This is a genomic window from Bacillus sp. AFS018417, from assembly GCF_002560985.1.
In the GTDB taxonomy this organism is placed as follows: Bacteria; Bacillota; Bacilli; order Bacillales; family Bacillaceae_G; genus Bacillus_A; species Bacillus_A rhizoplanae.
This window is the reverse complement of the sequence record NZ_NTTM01000002.1, coordinates 69610-86980: the sequence shown is the minus strand read 5'-3', so window position 1 is coordinate 86980 and position 17371 is coordinate 69610. Positions and strand designations below refer to the sequence as shown.

The following is a 17371-nucleotide window of genomic DNA, read 5'->3' as shown; positions in this document are numbered from 1 at the left end:
AATATCAGTTGGTTGTAGGGGGACGCAGTTCATGACAGTAAAGTTAAAAGTATTATCTGCAGCAGCGGTAGCATCTTTACTTTTTGCAGGTTGTGCGAAAGAGGAACCGAAAAAGTCTGAAGCACAAGAGAAAAAGACAGAACAAACTGCTAAAAAAGAAGAAACAAAACAACAAGAAGTAGATTATGTACAAGCTTACAAAGATGGAGTAGCTGAGCTTGAAAAAGCGAAAGACGGTAAAGAGGTTGACTTTGAGAAAGTAACAAAGTTATACAAAGAAAAATTACAACCTCTTGTTCAACAACGCGATGGTGAATTTAGCGAGCAAATTGATCCAACTATTACAGCTGCATTAGAAGCAGGTAAAAATAAAGAAATGGAACCAATGGTTGTAAAGCAACTATTTGATAAATTAATGCAAAAAGAATTCTTCCAATCTATGCGCCATGATTTTAAAGAAGTAGATGAAAAATGGGGCAACAAAGATGAAGTGAAAGAAGAAATGGAAGAAGCACTTGCGTTTTATAAAGGTTTAGAAGGTACAGTTGGAAAGCGTGATACGGCATACGGTACACAAATGGCCTCTACAATTAAAGGCGGCTTTGATGAAATGAATGCAGCAATTGATAAAGGCGACAAACAAGCATTTTCTCTTGGCAAGCAAGTTGTAGATAAAACGTTAATGAAAACATTCTACTTTGCAACAGGAGCTACGCCAAACGGTTATGCTACAAAAATGGTAGAAGAAGCAAAGAAAGATGAGAAAAATGCAAAAGTTGAGCAAGCTGAAGGCTGGGCATTTTACCAAGCTATCTATCCATATCTGAAAAAAGCAGCTCCTGAAGAAGCAGACTTTATTTTGAAGCAATTTGATTTAAAAACAGATGTGAAAACAGTTGATCCAAAAGCTGTAAATCAAGCGTTTGTACGTGGATTTTCAAAAGTTGCATTAGGTGAGTATAAAGAAAGCCAAGAAAACTTCGGGAAAGATAAAGGTCCTGTTACAGCATTAGAAGGTGCTCTATTCATTAACATGATTGAAAATGATTTAAAAACAGTACTTGGCGAGCAGCAAACAGCAGATTTAACAAAAACAGCACAATCTTATTTAGATGCAGTAAAAGCGAAGAACAAAGAAGAGGCAGACAAGTTATTACCACAAATTGAATCCACATTAAATAAAGTGGTTGAAACAGCGAAATAAAACTGAAACGTCTATATTCTTTGGAAGAAACCTTGTCTTGACAAGGTTTCTTCTTTTGCATAGGGTTGTAGAAGGTGGTGAAAGAAATGAAAGTATTAATTACTGGCGGAGCGGGTTTTATCGGAAGTCATCTTGCGTTGAAATTATTAGAGCAAGGTAAACAAGTTGTGCTTCTTGATAATTTTCATTCTTATTATGCAAAGTCTAGAAAGCTTTTTCAATTAGAGCAAGTACAGGAAGCTGGAAAGATTCCATTTTATGAATGTGATATTTTGCAAAAAGATAATGTGAAAGCTGTTATGCAGCAAGAAAAAGTCGATGCGGTTATTCATTTAGCGGGCTTTCCAGGTGTAAGACCATCGCTTGAAATACCAGGTGCTTACGTTGATATTAATATAAAAGGGACAAGTAACGTATTAACATGTGCCGGAGAAGAAAATGTGAAACATGTTATTTTTGCATCGTCCTCTTCTGTATACGGAGAGCAGGCAGGGATGCCTCTGCAAGAAAACATGGCAAACGGCCGCGTTCTTTCACCGTATGCTGCATCAAAATACGGAGCAGAATCTCTGTGTCATGCGTATCAATATATGTACGGATTCCAAATGAATATTTTACGGTTCTTTACTGTATACGGACCGTGGGGACGTCCCGATATGGCAATTGCAAGCTTCATTCGAAAGCTATTAAAAGAGGAGGAAATTGTCGTGTACGGAACAGGAACGGGGCGTGATTATACGTACATCGATGATATTACAGAAGGAATCTCCCTTACATTGCAATCCAATCACAGTGATGTATATAATCTTGGATCCAATGCTCCTGTTTTAATGACAGAATTACTGGCACAGTTAGAAAAACATTTCCCGCTTATGCGTGTAAGGAAAGAAGCACACCGAAAAGGTGATGTAACATCAACTTGGGCGGATATTTCAAAAGCGAAAGAACAGCTTGGGTACATGCCGCATATATCTTTTGCAGAAGGGTTGGAGCGAACCATTGCTTGGGCGAAACAATATCCGAATATTGTTTAATGTTTTCGGTATTTTCTTGTTATGCATCTTTTTTCTTTTGTCATGGCGGTCGTTTGAAGCATCTTCATTACTGAAACATCTTCAAACCTTATGGAAACAACCATACACGGTTATGTTTCTCATTATGATGTACGGGATTGCTTTTTTGTTGCGTGCATATGCATGGAGAATATACCTTCATCATCGTATTACAATAAAAGAGGCGTTATATGGACTGTTGTATAGTTTGTTCATTAACCATGTTTCTCCGCTAAAGGTTGGAGATGCTGTACGCATTGCTGTGATTACAAAAGAGAAGAAAGTAACATTAGGAGAAGCAACGCAATCTGTCATCGTTCTTCGTATATTAGACTTACTTATTCTCGGTATGTTTGGAGCAGTGGGTATGTTTCTATTATGGAGAAATATTTTACTTAATGTTCCGGTCATTTTTACTTGTATATGTATAGGAAGCGTGATGGGATTGCTTATCTACAAGAAAGCACCGCAATTTGTAGATAAGCAGTGGAAGCAATTGAAAGGGGCGCTATTTACAGCAAAAGGCGGAATCATTCTGCTCCTGATTGCGCTGAGTTGGATTTGTGAAGCATTTGTCATTTATGAAATTGCTACGCCGCTCTCATTTGTACAAGCAGTTTGGGTAAATAGTGTGACCATTGCTGGACAAGTGTTTCAACTAACACCAGGTGGGATCGGTACGTATGAGACCGTTATGACATTTGCATTGCAAGCAGTAGGAGCTGTGCAATCTGATGCCTATCAATGGTCATTAATGAGTCATGGTTTTAAATTTATATTTTCTTATGGTGTGGGCGTGATACTATTATTGGTGTATCCTATGGAATTACGCTCATTTTTCAGTCAGAAGGGAGAAGGCATCCGTTGGAAGAAGTAAAGAAAGCGTCGAAATTTGAAAAAGTAGCGGCGCGCTGTTGGAATCTACTAAATGAAGGGAAACCATTTACACCGATTTTTGTATTCGGTACATTTTTGTTGTTTTCTATTTCACAATTTGGGAATCCAAATTTTGTGTCTGCTTTTTTTAGTAGCTTTTTATTCATTGTTCCGCTACTCGTTTTATATTATTTGTTTGATTTTCCATTGTTTTTGCGAAATTATTTATGGCTGCCGTTCGTTGCCTATTTAATCGTATTTAAAACGGTGCATGTACCGTTATTATTATTTGCATTAGGATTATATTTTTTCTTTACGATCCTATTTTGGGGAACGTTATATTATCATTTGCGTATTGGAACGTCTTGGTTAAACTTTACACGTTTTTGGAAACTCGTGCTAAAGAACAGTGATTCTACAAGCGGAAATGCACAGGAGCAAATGCCGAAGTTTTTACTGTTGTTATCACTTTGGTATTATTACTACCATTTCTTCCAAGAAGGTGGTACGCTCGGTGCAGTAGATTGGAAAACACTGCTTATGTTTTATGGTGCTCTTGCACTATACACAATCATCTTACATCGTAATTTATTTGACTGGCAGCCAAAAGCAATTTCAACTTATACGAATAATATGCCAGAAAATAAAGAGGCACTGAATGAAAAAGTAGTTGTAATTGTTATTGATGGTATGCGTAAAGATCGCTTTGAAACAGCACATACACCGTATTTGGATTCTCTTCGAAAAAAAGGGACGGAGTTTTTAAATATGGAAACGGTATATCCAGCTCGAACCGTTGTATGTTTCTCTTCTATGTTTACAGGAACATATTCATTTGAGCACGGCATTAAATCGAACATGGTTTGGAAGCACGGCGTGAATGTAGAAAGTATTTTTGATTCGCTTCGAAAAGTAGACAAAACAGGAAAAATGCTAGCCGTTGCGCATTTAGTTGACGCGTTTGGTGAAGATGTAGAAACATTTACAGCTGTTATGAAAAATGATGTTGTGGATGGGAAGATTATGGAGAAAGCGAAACAAATAATGGATGAACAAGACCCAGATCTCTTTATTGTACAGCTCATTTCAACAGATCAAACGGGACATAGTCGTGGTGTGTTATATGATGAGTATTTACAAAAAATTCATGAGGCAGACCAGCATGTAAAACATTTTATCGAGCATTTAGAGAAAACAGGAAAAACAGAGAATACGACGTTTATCATTTGTGCTGATCATGGACAGGCAGATGGGATTGGCGGTCATGGCCATTTAGATGAAGGAGAACGATTCGTACCATTCTTTATGTACGGCCCTCATATTAAACAAGGTGTTAAGGTAGAAGAAAAGAAAAGCCTTGTCTCTATGGCACCGACACTTGCTTATTTACTAGGTGCACCGTATCCATCTCATAGCCGTGGTCCTGTGTTAGTGGAAGCGTTAAAGGAGCAGGAAAAGAAATGAAAGTAATTGTGTTTATACCAGCCCTAAATGAAGAAGACTCCATTGCACATGTTATTCGAAAAGTGCCGCGTCATTTTCATCCGAGTGTAACGGTAGAGGTTCTTGTGATTGATGACGGTTCAACAGACAGAACGGTGGAAGTTGCAAAAGAGGCTGGGGCGGATCATATCGTTTCATTTTCAAAAAATAGTGGTCTTGGTGCAGCCGTTCGAGCAGGACTAAAGGAGAGCTATCACCTTGGGGCAGATATTAGTGTAATGATTGATGCAGATGATGAATATCCAGCAGATGAAATTCCAAATGTAGTACAGCCAATTTTGGAAGGGAAGGCTGATTATACAATGGGGTCTCGTTTTCGCGGAACCATTAGCGGCATGAAGCTGTACAGACGCCTTGGGAACTATTGTTTTACAATGCTGCAATGTATATTGCTACGTAAATGGATTCGTGACGGGCAATCAGGGATGCGTGCTTTTTCGAGACAAGCGATGGAACATGGAGAAATTATTCATGATTACAATTATGCACAAGTAATTACATTAAATTTAGTACGAAAAGGCTTTCGAGTTCTGGAAATACCCATTACGTATAAAGTGCGTGAAACAGGGGAGTCTTTCATTTCATTCCGTAAATATATGATGCGTGTTCTTCCTGCAATTTGGAAAGAGATGAAACGTCCGGTGGAGAAAGTTACGATTGATTATGATGCGCATGTAGTAGTAGAAGATAAGAAATGCTCGTAGCGAGCATTTCTTATCTTGACAATGAAAGTGATAATTATTATCATTTTGTTTAGGAGGAGCGTTTATGAAAAAAATAATTACTTCATTATTTGTTAGTCTTTTTTTAATATTCTCGATACATACGAGCGCATTTGCTTATTCGTACGGAAATCCGAACGAAGAAAAGGTTGCAGAGGCGTATAAGCAAATGGTCGCAAAGCTAGATGAAAATCCAGCAAACTTTACAGAAGCAAAGAAAGCATATGAAAATGTGCAAGAAGAAATTGATCAGCACATGGGAAAAGAACCTTCTAAAGCAATTATGAAAGACTTTGATAAGAAAAATAAAGAAGCTATTATTACAGATATGCAAAAAATTCTTGCCCTTAATATTAATCGTCGTTTAACGAATGTCGATGAACAATTTAATGACTATGATACAAGTAAACGTCTATTAGCAAAAGCATTTGCAACATATGATGCATTATCACCAGTTATTGCAGAACATAATAAAGAATTAGATGCAAAATTAAAAGATGAGTTTAACAAGGCGTTAGAATCACTTGGGAACCCTGGATTATTTGGAGTAGGACAAAAGGAACCAAATCATGATGCTTTCAAGCAAAGTAAAGATGTCATTTTAACAAGTTTGCAAAAAGAATTAAAAATTAAAGATTTTAGGGTTGGTCATTTTGATGTTAGTGGACAAGAAGCGGCTTCAGCAAACAAAGGCCAAACAGAGTGGACAGATTTAAGCAACTTAAAAAACTGGGCTCCAATTGTGATAATTGTACTTGTACTTGTTGGAGTCATTGTATATGCAGTAAGAAAACGTAAGTAAAGATGAGGAGGAAGAGCGATGCAACTGCAGGCATTTCTCATTACATTTCGTGAAGTATTAGAAGCATTGCTCATTGTTGGAATTATTACTACGTATTTAAAGCGTACGGATAATAAGCAATTTGTGAAATACGTTTGGATAGGAGCAGGCCTTGCGGTTGTAGCAAGCTATCTTGTCGCTCTTGTCTTTCAAGTTGTGTTTACTGGCTTTGCCGCAATGGGAAGTGAGATGTATTTAAAGATATCGATTATGTTCATTTCCGTTATTTTGCTTACACAAATGGTATTTTGGATGGCGGAACATAGCAAAAATATACAAGGCAATATGGAAAGTAAAATGAGTCATTATATTACGACTGGAAACGTAATTGGAATGGTCGTACACTCCTTTCTTGTTGTGCTGCGAGAAGGCGTTGAAACAGTGTTCTTCTTTGCTGCAATTACAGGTGGAAATATTGAAGCGGCAATGAAAGGCTGGGGAGCAATTGCGGGAGTTCTTGTTGCAGCTCTTGTCGCCTACTTATTCTTTAAAAGAACGATGCGTATTTCACTAAAAGTATTCTTTAGAGTAACGGGAGTATTTATTGTCTTCATCGCAGCTGGGCTTCTTGTACAAGGTATTTCCATGCTGCAAGACTTAAAAATAATCGGTAGCGTGATGCCGCACGTATACGATATTACATGGCTGCTCCCAGAGCACCCGATTGATTATGAACACTACTTGCGTGATCATGGAACTGCACCAGTTTTTTCCGGTCAGGTCGGTCTATTCTTAAAATCGTTTTTAGGATATTCTTCTATGCCATCGCTTGAAGAAGTGCTTGCATATATCGGTTATTTTGTTGTCCTTTATATGTTAATTATCTTTAAAAAACCTGCGAAAAAAAAGCAAACCGTAACTGAAGAAAATAAATCAGTAAGCTAAAAGTACAAGGGATATTCCTTGTACTTTTTTTACAGAAAGGAAATCAGATGAAACAAGTATTACGTATATGGGCAATCATTCTTTTTTCTAGTGCGATTCTCATTCGTTTTTTTTATGCAAGTCCGTTTGCGGCAACGTGGGATGAAGTAGATTTTTCGCTTGCGCTAAAGCAATATGACATATTAGCGATGCAGCCTCATTTCCCGGGTTATCCTTTTTTTATTTTAGGGGGAATGATGACACATCTTTTTATAGAAAATCCTGTGCAATCGTTAGGGATTTTTAATGCAATTATGGCACTTACTGCTGCTTTTCCGATGTATTGGATTGCACGCCGTTATGTAAGTAAAACGAGTGCTCTTATTGTTGTAGCTGTATTGCAAACGAGCGGTTATTTTTCTATTTTAGTGACGCAGCCGATGTCAGAGGGAGCAGCGATAGCTGTACTGTGGTGGTATATGTGGAGCGTAGATCGAGCATTTCGCACAAATGAATTTCGTGCTCAGTTTTTGCCGGTGATCTTATTTGCTCTATTAATGGGAATCCGTTTATCGTATGCGCCGTTTGGGATAGCGCTTATTTTATTAGTATGGCAGCAGTGGCATGAAGAAAAATGGCGGTTTATTATTATATGCTGCACAGCTGTTCTTTCGCAGCTCGTATGGATCGGGGCGCTTATTTGGAATATCGGCGGCTTAGCGGGATTATGGAAAATTTCTTTCGGATTTGTAAAAGGGCATTTTACAGAATGGGGCGGTGCGGTTACAGAAACGAGTGAACCGCTTATATCACGTCTGTTTCGTTTACTTTCCGAGAATATTGTATTTGCAGGGATCGGTGTTCATTCGTACGTTCTTGTAGGTTTCTTTCTTTTCTTTTTGTTTCTTTTTGTTTTACAATGGAAGAACATACGTTGCTATCCGAAATTATTTATAGCGCTTGGCAGTGTATATTTTCTTTGGAATTTACTTGGACAAAATATCGATAAGCCACGTCATTCTTATCCAATTGTAGCAATAGTACTTTTCGTACTTGCTATTTCATGGTTAAAAAAATATAGCGGAATCTTACTGCTGTTATTTGCAACACTTCAACTTGTTGTCAGCATACCGCTTATGCAAGAACAAAAAGAAGCTGTGCCCGCAACGTATCAGCTAGCGTCATATTTAGAAGAAAAACAGCAGCCGTTTATCGTATATACATGGGAAGAGACACGCGTTATGGAATACTTACATGTACCATATGAACATAAACGTTTTTACACATATGACTATTTTTTACAAGATAAAAAATATCATAAGAATGATACAATATACGTTACGAATCATCTTATTGAAGGATTTCAAAAACAAGGGATTGATATAAAAGGACAGGTGGAACAGGTTGCTGTCTTTCGTTCTAATCCATTATTTGATCCTGTTTATTCTAAAATAGTTTTATATAAGTGGAAAAAGTAAGAGAGGAGAAAGCGAGTGCACGAATATTTAAAAGAAAAACTAGCGATTTTACCGGATCAACCGGGCTGTTATTTAATGAAAGATAAGCAAGGAACAGTTATATATGTTGGGAAGGCAAAGGTATTAAAAAATCGTGTGCGCTCGTACTTCACTGGTTCACACGATGGGAAAACACTACGTCTTGTCGGAGAAATTGTTGACTTTGAGTATATTGTGACCTCCTCGAATCTGGAGGCTCTTATTTTAGAATTAAATTTAATTAAAAAATATGATCCAAAATATAATATCCAATTAAAAGATGATAAAACATACCCATTTATTAAAATTACGGCTGAAAAACAGCCGCGTTTGCTTATTACGAGAAATGTGAAAAAGGATAAAGGAAAGTATTTTGGCCCGTATCCAAATTCACAGTCAGCTCATGAAACAAAAAAATTGTTAGATCGAATGTATCCGCTGCGGAAATGTACAAATATACCAGATAAAGTTTGTCTATATTATCATATGGGACAATGCTTAGCGCCTTGTGTGCAAGAGATAACAGATGAACAAAATAAAGAAATTGTAGATGACATTATTAAGTTTTTAAATGGTGGACATAAAGAAGTTCGTTCAGAATTGGAAGCGAAAATGTATGAAGCATCGGAAAAATTAGAGTTCGAACGAGCGAAAGAATTGCGAGATCAAATTGCTCATATGGATGCGATTATGGAAAAGCAGAAGATGATTATGAGCGATCTAGTTGACCGTGATATTTTCGGTTATGCGGTAGATAAAGGCTGGATGTGTGTGCAAGTTTTCTTTGTTCGAAAAGGAAAGTTAATCGAGCGAGATGTTTCGATGTTTCCCATTTATGATGATCCAGAAGAAGGTTTCCTGACATTTATCGGGCAATTTTATGAACAAAATAATCACTTTAAGCCGAAAGAAATTGTTGTACCAAGCAGCATTGATAATGAACTGATTGAAAAATTTTTAGAAGTAGAAGCAACGCAGCCAAAACGCGGTAAGAAAAAAGAACTCGTTGATTTAGCGGGTAAGAATGCTAAAATTGCGCTGAATGAAAAATTTTATTTAATTGAACGCGACGAAGAACGTTCAATTAAGGCTGTAGAAAACTTAGGAGAACATCTTGGGATTGAAACACCGCACAGAATTGAAGCATTTGATAACTCTAACATTCAAGGGGTAAATCCGGTTTCCGCCATGATTGTCTTTATTGATGGAAAACCTGCGAAAAAAGAGTATCGAAAATATAAAATTAAAACGGTGCAAGGACCGGATGATTATGAATCGATGCGCGAAGTTGTGCGCCGCCGTTATACACGTGCTTTAAAAGAAAATTTGCCTCTTCCCGATTTAATTGTAATCGATGGCGGAAAAGGTCATTTAGCTGCAGTATGTGATGTGTTAGAAAATGAACTCGGTCTTTCTATTCCAACAGCAGGACTTGTTAAAGATGATAAGCACCGTACGTCACATTTAATTATCGGTGAACCTCCTGAACCTGTTATGTTAGAGCGTAATAGTCAAGAGTTTTACTTATTGCAGCGTATTCAAGATGAGGTGCACCGCTTTGCGATTACGTTCCATCGTCAAATTCATGGGAAATCTGTCATTCAATCGGCATTGGATGATATACCAGGAGTCGGAGAAAAACGGAAGAAAACACTTTTAAAACATTTTGGTTCTCTCAAGAAAATGAAAGAAGCGTCTGTTACAGACATTATAGAAGCAGGAATGCCGCAAAAAATAGCAGAGACGATTCATTCGTATTTAACAGGGAAGACATTGTAGTTTACAGTGTCTTTTCTTTTTTGTTATAATTTCAGAAGATTGAAAATAATAAAAAACGAATGTTTATACATAAATAAAAAAGTCAACTGGACATTTTTATGCCTAGTTGACTTATAAAATAAACATTACACTTCGACAGGATCTTTTACATCCCATTTTACGAGAAACATAATAGAGTCAGAACGCTTCTTTTGTTCTTCGTAGGATTCAGCAACTACACCACGCTGTTTTTGAATTTGCTCTGCAATAAACCCGGCTTCTAATTGATAAGAAGAGTGTCTATTTTGTTGTTGGCGTTCCTTAATAAGAGCACCTGTTAGTTTAAATTCCATTTCACGGCGTTTATGTTCAATGATGGTTAAGTCACCCCATCCAGCTTTTACGAAAAATTGAATCACTTCATCAATTGTTTCTAAAGGATATTTTCGTGCTAAGTTTCTGCCAGCCCAATATAGAATAGCATCTAATTCTTTCCCTATTAAGTCTGGGAGTAATTCTTCACGCAGCAATTCGTAGGCAAAAGCACTCATTGAAATATTTTGTAAAGATTCGCTTTCGATTTTTTTTGTACTCACAATATTCCCCACTTTCTATACTGCCAATATTATATACCATTTTATATATATAAACCCAGCTATTTCTTGGCAAAAAATCTGATTTAGAGAATGAAAAAAGAATATAAAAATTATATACAGATTATGTATACGTTTTCTTGACGCTTCGACAAAAATAGGAGTAAAATGAACTTGGTATCAAATTATGCTGAAATATTGCGAATAATTTTTTCAGTTTTTCTTATAGCAATAGTGAAAAAATGCTATTGTTATAAAGTAACGTGACAAACAGTAGTCAAACATTCGAGGGGGTAATGGGGACATGAAAGGCCGCGAGTATACGTTTCGCAAGTGGCATTCGTTAATGGGTGTCATTCCGATTGGTGTCTTTGTGACACAACACTTAGTAGTAAACCACTTTGCAACACAAGGGGCAGAGGCTTTCAATAGCGCTGCTCATTTTATGGAAATGCTTCCATTTCGGTATGCATTGGAAATCTTCGTGATTTTCTTGCCGTTGTTGTATCATGCTGTATACGGTTTATATATTGCTTTTACGGCGACGAACAATACAACATCTTATAGCTATTTCCGTAACTGGATGTTCGCTCTGCAACGATTCACAGGGGTGTTTACGCTAATTTTCTTAGCTTGGCACGTTTGGCAAACGCGCCTTCAAGCTGCAATGGGACAAACAGTAGACTATGATATGATGGCAAGTATTTTAAGCAATCCGTTTATGTTTGGTTTCTATTTAGTAGGGGTTGTATCGGCTATTTTCCACTTTGCAAATGGATTATGGACATTCTGTATTAGCTGGGGTATCACGGTATCACCACGTTCGCAGCGTATTTCTACGTATGTAACATTAGCAATTTTCTTAGCGTTATCTTACGTAGGGGTGAGCGCATTACTTGCGTTCATTAATCCGAATCTAGCAAACATGTAAGGAGTGGGAGAGCATGAAAGGGAAACTTATTGTAGTTGGCGGTGGATTAGCCGGCTTAATGGCAACGATTAAAGCAGCGGAAGCAGGCGTGAATGTAGAACTATTCTCTTTAGTACCGGTGAAACGTTCTCACTCTGTATGTGCACAAGGCGGCATTAACGGTGCTGTAAATACAAAAGGTGAAGGGGATTCTCCATGGATTCACTTTGACGATACAATTTATGGAGGGGACTTCTTAGCGAACCAACCTCCTGTAAAAGCGATGTGCGATGCAGCGCCTGGTATTATTCATTTAATGGATCGCATGGGTGTTATGTTTAACCGTACGGAAGAAGGTTTACTAGATTTCCGTCGCTTTGGTGGAACACAGCATCACCGCACAGCATTTGCTGGTGCGACAACAGGACAACAATTATTATATGCATTAGATGAGCAAGTGCGCCGTCATGAAGTAGCAGGTCTTGTTACGAAATATGAGGGCTGGGATTTCTTACGCGCTGTTGTGGATGACGAAGGCGTATGCCGCGGAATCGTAGCGCAAGACTTACAATCTATGGAGATTAAAAGTTTTCCAGCTGATGCTGTAATTATGGCAACAGGGGGCCCTGGTATCATCTTTGGAAAATCTACTAACTCCATTATTAATACAGGTACAGCAGCATCTGCTGTGTATCAGCAAGGTGCATATTATGCAAATGGTGAGTTTATTCAAATTCATCCAACAGCAATTCCAGGTGATGATAAATTACGTCTAATGAGTGAATCTGCACGTGGTGAAGGTGGCCGCGTTTGGACATATAAAGACGGTAAACCATGGTATTTCCTTGAAGAGAAATATCCAGCATACGGAAACCTTGTACCTCGTGATATTGCAACGCGTGAAATTTTTGATGTGTGCGTTGAGCAAAAGCTTGGTATTAACGGTGAAAACATGGTATATCTTGATCTTTCTCATAAAGATCCGAAAGAGCTTGATATAAAACTAGGTGGTATTATTGAAATCTATGAAAAATTCATGGGTGATGATCCACGTAAAGTACCGATGAAAATCTTCCCTGCTGTTCACTATTCAATGGGTGGACTATGGGTTGATTATAAACAAATGACAAATATTCCAGGATTGTTTGCAGCAGGTGAGTGTGATTACTCTATGCACGGTGGTAACCGACTAGGTGCTAACTCATTATTATCAGCGATTTACGGCGGTATGGTAGCGGGACCAAATGCAATTGAATATATGAAAGGTCTTTCAAAATCATCAGATGCTGTTTCATCTGCTTTATACGAGCAAAATGAATTAATCGAAACAGAAAAATTCAATAATATTTTAACGTTAGATGGTAATGAAAATGCGTATGTTCTTCATAAAGAGCTTGGAGAATGGATGACAGATAACGTAACAGTAGTTCGTGAAAATAAAAAATTATTAGAAACAGATGCGAAAATCGTAGAGTTAATGGAGCGTTATAAACGCATTAACATTAACGATACGGCGAAATGGAGTAACCAAGGTGCTTCATTTACACGTCAGCTGGCAAATATGCTTGAATTAGCTCGTGTTATTACAATTGGTGCATATAACCGTAATGAAAGTCGCGGTGCACATTATAAACCAGAATTCCCAGATCGTGATGATGAGAACTTCTTAAAAACAACAATGGCGAAGTTTGAGGGAGAAGGAAATGCACCAGCATTCCATTACGCAGACGTTGATATTTCATTAATCAAACCACGTAAGCGTGATTATTCTTCAAAACATGAAGTAGCTGATAAGAAAGAAGAGAAGGGGGATAAGCAACATGTCTGAGAAAACAATCCGCCTTATTATTACAAGACAAGATGGTCCGAACTCACAGGAGTATGATCAAGAATTTGAAATTCCATATCGCCCAAATATGAATATCATTTCGGCATTAATGGAAATTCGTCGTAACCCTGTTGATGCAAAAGGGAATCATACAACACCTATTGCTTGGGATATGAACTGTTTAGAAGAAGTGTGCGGAGCATGTTCTATGGTGATCAACGGAAAACCACGTCAATCATGTACAGCGCTTATTGATCAACTTGAACAACCAATTCGCTTAAAACCGATGAAAACATTCCCGGTTGTTCGCGACCTGCAAGTGGATCGCAGCCGTATGTTTAATGCGTTAAAGCGCGTTAAAGCATGGATTCCGATTGATGGTACGTATGACTTAGGTCCAGGGCCAAGAATGCCAGAGAAAAAGCGTCAGTGGGCATATGAATTATCAAAATGTATGACTTGTGGTGTATGTTTAGAATCATGTCCAAACGTAAATAGCAAATCTGATTTTATCGGTCCAGCACCGCTTTCACAAGCACGTTTATTTAATGCACATCCAACAGGTGAAATGCATAAAGCGGACCGTTTACGTGCAATCATGGGTGATGGAGGACTTGCAAACTGCGGTAACTCACAAAACTGTGTACAATCTTGTCCAAAAGGAATTCCATTAACGACATCGATTGCGGCTTTAAACCGTGATACAACGATTCAATCATTTAAAGATTTCTTTGGTAGTGACAATAACTATTAATCTAATCTATATTGCCTCTTCAGTTTGAAGAGGCAATATTTATATCATTCTTATTTAAGTTACTTAATTATATGTTTACATCTGAGTATACTTATTCTTACCTTAATAGATCGTAATTTTATAGGTTTTTAATTCAGAAAAATCAAATAATATAAAATGAGAGAAATTTTAAAGGAGATGAATAATTATGAAGAAGATTCATTATATTGAACACTTTGAGCAATGGGAAAGTACATTTTCATTTTACATCCCTATAAAGGTTCGTTTTAGTGAAACAGATATGTTTGGACATATGAATAACGGTGTTGCGTTTACTTATTTTGAAGAAGCTCGTATTGAGTTTTTTAAAGAGCTTGGCTTTATGCAAGAGTGGGTACATGAAGCATCGGAAACAATGATTGTAGTGGCGGATTTACAATGTAATTTTTTGAAACAAGTGTTCTTTGATGAGAACTTAAAAGTGTATGTAAAAGCTGAGAACGTCGGAAATTCTTCTTTGGATTTGCATTATATGGTAAGGAACGAAGCAGGAGAGATTTGTTTGATGGGGCGAGGCGCACTGGTGCAAGCTTCTAAAAAAACAGGGAAAGGAGTACCTTGGCCAGCGGAATGGAAACAACGGTTATTAGACAAAAAATAAGAGGGCGCGTCGCCCTCTTATTTTTTGTCTCCCATTGCTTCTTCTAATGTCAGATGATGTTCATATAAATATGTAGCCTGCGGGTTGCCGACAAAACGAAGATGCCATGGTTCATAATCATATTCTGTAATGTCTGTTTTATCTTCTGGATAACGAATGATAAATCCGAATTCGTGAGCATGCTCTGCTACCCACTTTCCTTCAGGTGTTTCTCCAAATATCGGCTCCAATTGAAATTTTGCTGATTTAGAGCTAATATCCATGGCAAGTCCAGTTTGATGTTCGCTTGTCCCTGGAATGGCGCTTAATGCATCAGCAGCTTTTTTTCCTTGACGCTTTACATACGTATTATGCAATGACTGTTGTCGTTTGTAAGAACGAAATCCAGATACTGCAGTAAGTTCAATCCCTTGCTGTTTTGCTGCTTTAAACATTTCTTCTAGGGCATCCGCTGCCGGTTTGCGGAGTAATGTTTTTTCCTTATCTTCCAGACTGAGAAATGGAACATTTGGTTTTGTTAAATCGCGTGGTGTGTAGGAATCTGGGAGTTTGCGATGTTTGTTTACTAAAACGAGTAATGAATCAGTGTTAGTTACAAGTGAATATTGATCATCGGTTTTTTTAGCTGTTGCGCTTGCTTTTGGGAATGGAGGAATCTTCTCTTTTGGATGTTCAGCATGCTGATTTGTTTCAACTGCTTCTGCTTGATTATGTATATTTCCTGTAAAAGCTTTGGAACCAAAATTTATTAAAGAAATAACAATGAGAATCATAATTGAAATTAAGATTGTTCTTTTCATAATTGTTTTTTTCATAATTTTTAACCGATTTATTCCTTTCTAAAATACTTGTACTTTATTATCTTTTTATATTATAAGTCTATCGTATATAAAAAGGAATAAAGGAGCCCTCATGTAACAAAATTGAAAAAAATTTGTAAAAAAAAGTCGATTTCTTCATGATTTTGTTTAAAATGACACATTGCAACTTTTTATGAATTCTATTTCATGTATAATATATATAGATAGATGTAACGATTATGTTATGATATGTAGCTTCTTATTGTATCGAATAATCTAGGAGGGAACAACGATGAATTTGGCATCAATCATTGGAATTATCCTTGGGATAGTTGCCGTTGTATTAGAAATGTTTTTGAAAGAAGCTGCACTTAATGCGCTGTTAATTTTATGCAAGTATTGCTCCAAAATAAACAACTGCTTCCGGAAAAATTTAGTGCAATTGGCTACGGAGAATATCGTCCTGTCGCACCGAATGATATACCGGAAGGAAGAGTGAAAAATAGACGAGTAGAATTATTTATTTTACCTCTTATAAAAGATAAAAAATAAAGGGTGGCGTAGTGCCGTCCCTTATTCTTTTACTTCGAATAATTTCAAGTTGTCCCTGCGAATTTTATCTTTTTCTGCATCTGATTTTTTTAAGTCATAGTTATATAAAGCGCCTTCCCAATCGCCGTACATTGGATTTGGGAAAATAATGAATTTCTCGCCAAATTGGTCTTTCGTTTCTTCTACTGCTTTATTACGATCTTGTACAGATTTTGCATCAAATCCACTGAAATCTGATAAATTGTCACCAAATAATAAGACGATATCATGCGTTGTTGAAACGAGTTCTCTACGCTTTTCTTTTCCTTGTTCTTTCGGTTCTTGTAGTAAAATATGCTCTGTCTTTGCTTGCGGGGCACCAATGCGTTCTAAATTTTTAACGGTTGCATCTAGTTGATTTGTTTTACGATTTGAAATGTAATAAATGTCTACACCTTTTGATTCTGCATATTTTAAGAAATCAAGTGCACCAGGAAGAGCTGCTGCATCTGCTTGATTAACCCATTCATCCCATTTATAAGGATAGCCTTTTCCTGTTTTTATTGTCATTGCTTGGTATGGACTATTATCTAAAACGGTTTCGTCTAAGTCTAGTACAACAGCTGGTTTCTTGCTTGTCCCTTTTGCAAGAGCAGCATCTAGCTTAAGTGTGCCGATGTTGTAGCCTTGATGGTATAATGCTTTTGCTTCACCAGCTGTTTGATACCATAAATTGGCCATTATTTGTTGATCTGTTAGTTTGACTGTTGCTTTTTTTGCTGTAACCTCGTAAGTTGTCAAGGATGTTGATAATAATGCAACAGATAGTAGAGTTGCAAACTTTCGTTTGTTTTGCATACGTATCCTCCTAGGTGTGTATGTGAATATTTTCAAGGGACTTCCAATATATTTTTCTGTTACAATTATGAGTCTATACATAGTATGTATAATGTTTTTTACTTTATATGATGAAGGAAAATAGTATATAATAAAGGATAC

Annotated in this window: 16 protein-coding genes and 1 pseudogene; 14 read left to right on the top strand and 3 right to left on the bottom strand. The window is 37.2% G+C overall.

Features of this window, described 5'->3' with window-relative positions:
• Nucleotides 1-31 precede the first annotated feature (31 nt).
• From CN326_RS00690 to uvrC, 9 genes are all read left to right on the top strand, one after another.
• Nucleotides 32-1204 carry a hypothetical protein gene (locus CN326_RS00690; RefSeq protein WP_098305181.1) on the top strand — a complete coding sequence of 391 codons (1173 nt, stop codon included), beginning with the start codon at nucleotides 32-34 and terminating at the stop codon, nucleotides 1202-1204.
• An 86-nt stretch (nucleotides 1205-1290) separates the two neighbouring features.
• Nucleotides 1291-2238 (top strand): SDR family NAD(P)-dependent oxidoreductase, encoded by a 948-nt coding sequence (locus tag CN326_RS00685; protein WP_098305179.1) that lies wholly within the window; start codon nucleotides 1291-1293, stop codon nucleotides 2236-2238.
• Entirely contained in the window at nucleotides 2156-3133 is a 978-nt protein-coding gene (locus tag CN326_RS00680; RefSeq protein ID WP_309247642.1) for a lysylphosphatidylglycerol synthase transmembrane domain-containing protein, read from the top strand. Before CN326_RS00685 ends, CN326_RS00680 begins: the two co-directional genes overlap by 83 nt.
• A complete protein-coding gene (locus tag CN326_RS00675) occupies nucleotides 3121-4596 on the top strand; it encodes an alkaline phosphatase family protein (protein ID WP_098305177.1) in 1476 nt (491 codons plus the stop codon). Before CN326_RS00680 ends, CN326_RS00675 begins: the two co-directional genes overlap by 13 nt.
• Nucleotides 4593-5339 (top strand): glycosyltransferase family 2 protein, encoded by a 747-nt coding sequence (locus CN326_RS00670; protein WP_098305175.1) that lies wholly within the window; start codon nucleotides 4593-4595, stop codon nucleotides 5337-5339. Before CN326_RS00675 ends, CN326_RS00670 begins: the two co-directional genes overlap by 4 nt.
• Nucleotides 5340-5403: 64 nt before the next feature.
• Entirely contained in the window at nucleotides 5404-6159 is a 756-nt protein-coding gene (locus CN326_RS00665) for a hypothetical protein (RefSeq protein WP_098305173.1), read from the top strand.
• An 18-nt stretch (nucleotides 6160-6177) separates the two neighbouring features.
• Nucleotides 6178-7083, top strand: coding sequence for an FTR1 family iron permease (locus CN326_RS00660; RefSeq protein ID WP_098305171.1), 906 nt, complete (start codon nucleotides 6178-6180; stop codon nucleotides 7081-7083).
• Nucleotides 7084-7130: 47 nt separating this feature from the next.
• On the top strand, nucleotides 7131-8540 hold the full coding sequence (locus CN326_RS00655; protein ID WP_098305169.1) for a glycosyltransferase family 39 protein: 1410 nt from the start codon (nucleotides 7131-7133) through the stop codon (nucleotides 8538-8540).
• Between the two features lie 15 nt (nucleotides 8541-8555).
• Entirely contained in the window at nucleotides 8556-10337 is a 1782-nt protein-coding gene (gene uvrC / locus CN326_RS00650; RefSeq protein ID WP_098305167.1) for an excinuclease ABC subunit UvrC, read from the top strand.
• 125 nt (nucleotides 10338-10462) lie between these two features.
• On the opposite strand, the gene CN326_RS00645 is transcribed toward uvrC, so the two are convergent.
• Entirely contained in the window at nucleotides 10463-10867 is a 405-nt protein-coding gene (locus CN326_RS00645) for a YslB family protein (protein WP_301287849.1), read from the bottom strand.
• Between the two features lie 346 nt (nucleotides 10868-11213).
• Between CN326_RS00645 and CN326_RS00640 the strand changes: the two genes are divergently transcribed.
• The 4 genes from CN326_RS00640 (at nucleotide 11214) to CN326_RS00625 (ending at nucleotide 15041) form a co-directional block, all read left to right on the top strand.
• A complete protein-coding gene (locus CN326_RS00640; protein WP_098305163.1) occupies nucleotides 11214-11840 on the top strand; it encodes a succinate dehydrogenase cytochrome b558 subunit in 627 nt (208 codons plus the stop codon).
• A gap of 13 nt (nucleotides 11841-11853) precedes the next feature.
• Nucleotides 11854-13647, top strand: a complete 1794-nt coding sequence (sdhA, locus tag CN326_RS00635; protein WP_098305161.1) for a succinate dehydrogenase flavoprotein subunit — start codon at nucleotides 11854-11856, stop codon at nucleotides 13645-13647.
• A complete protein-coding gene (gene sdhB, locus CN326_RS00630) occupies nucleotides 13640-14401 on the top strand; it encodes a succinate dehydrogenase iron-sulfur subunit (protein WP_098305159.1) in 762 nt (253 codons plus the stop codon). Before sdhA ends, sdhB begins: the two co-directional genes overlap by 8 nt.
• A 187-nt stretch (nucleotides 14402-14588) precedes the next feature.
• Nucleotides 14589-15041, top strand: a complete 453-nt coding sequence (locus CN326_RS00625) for an acyl-CoA thioesterase (protein WP_098305157.1) — start codon at nucleotides 14589-14591, stop codon at nucleotides 15039-15041.
• 17 nt (nucleotides 15042-15058) lie between these two features.
• Here CN326_RS00625 and CN326_RS00620 read toward each other — a convergent pair whose 3' ends face one another.
• The gene (locus CN326_RS00620) at nucleotides 15059-15841 is read right to left on the bottom strand and encodes a M15 family metallopeptidase (protein ID WP_098305487.1); all 783 of its coding nucleotides are present in this window, start codon (nucleotides 15839-15841) and stop codon (nucleotides 15059-15061) included.
• 378 nt (nucleotides 15842-16219) lie between these two features.
• On the opposite strand from CN326_RS00620, the pseudogene motB reads away from it, so the two are divergent.
• Nucleotides 16220-16393: pseudogene (motB, locus tag CN326_RS00615) on the top strand (flagellar motor protein MotB); the annotation flags it as partial.
• Nucleotides 16394-16414: 21 nt separating this feature from the next.
• Here the strand turns inward: motB and CN326_RS00610 are convergent.
• Complete coding sequence (locus CN326_RS00610) at nucleotides 16415-17230, bottom strand: 5'-nucleotidase, lipoprotein e(P4) family (RefSeq protein WP_098305155.1); 816 nt, start codon at nucleotides 17228-17230, stop codon at nucleotides 16415-16417.
• Between the last annotated feature and the right edge of the window lie 141 nt (nucleotides 17231-17371).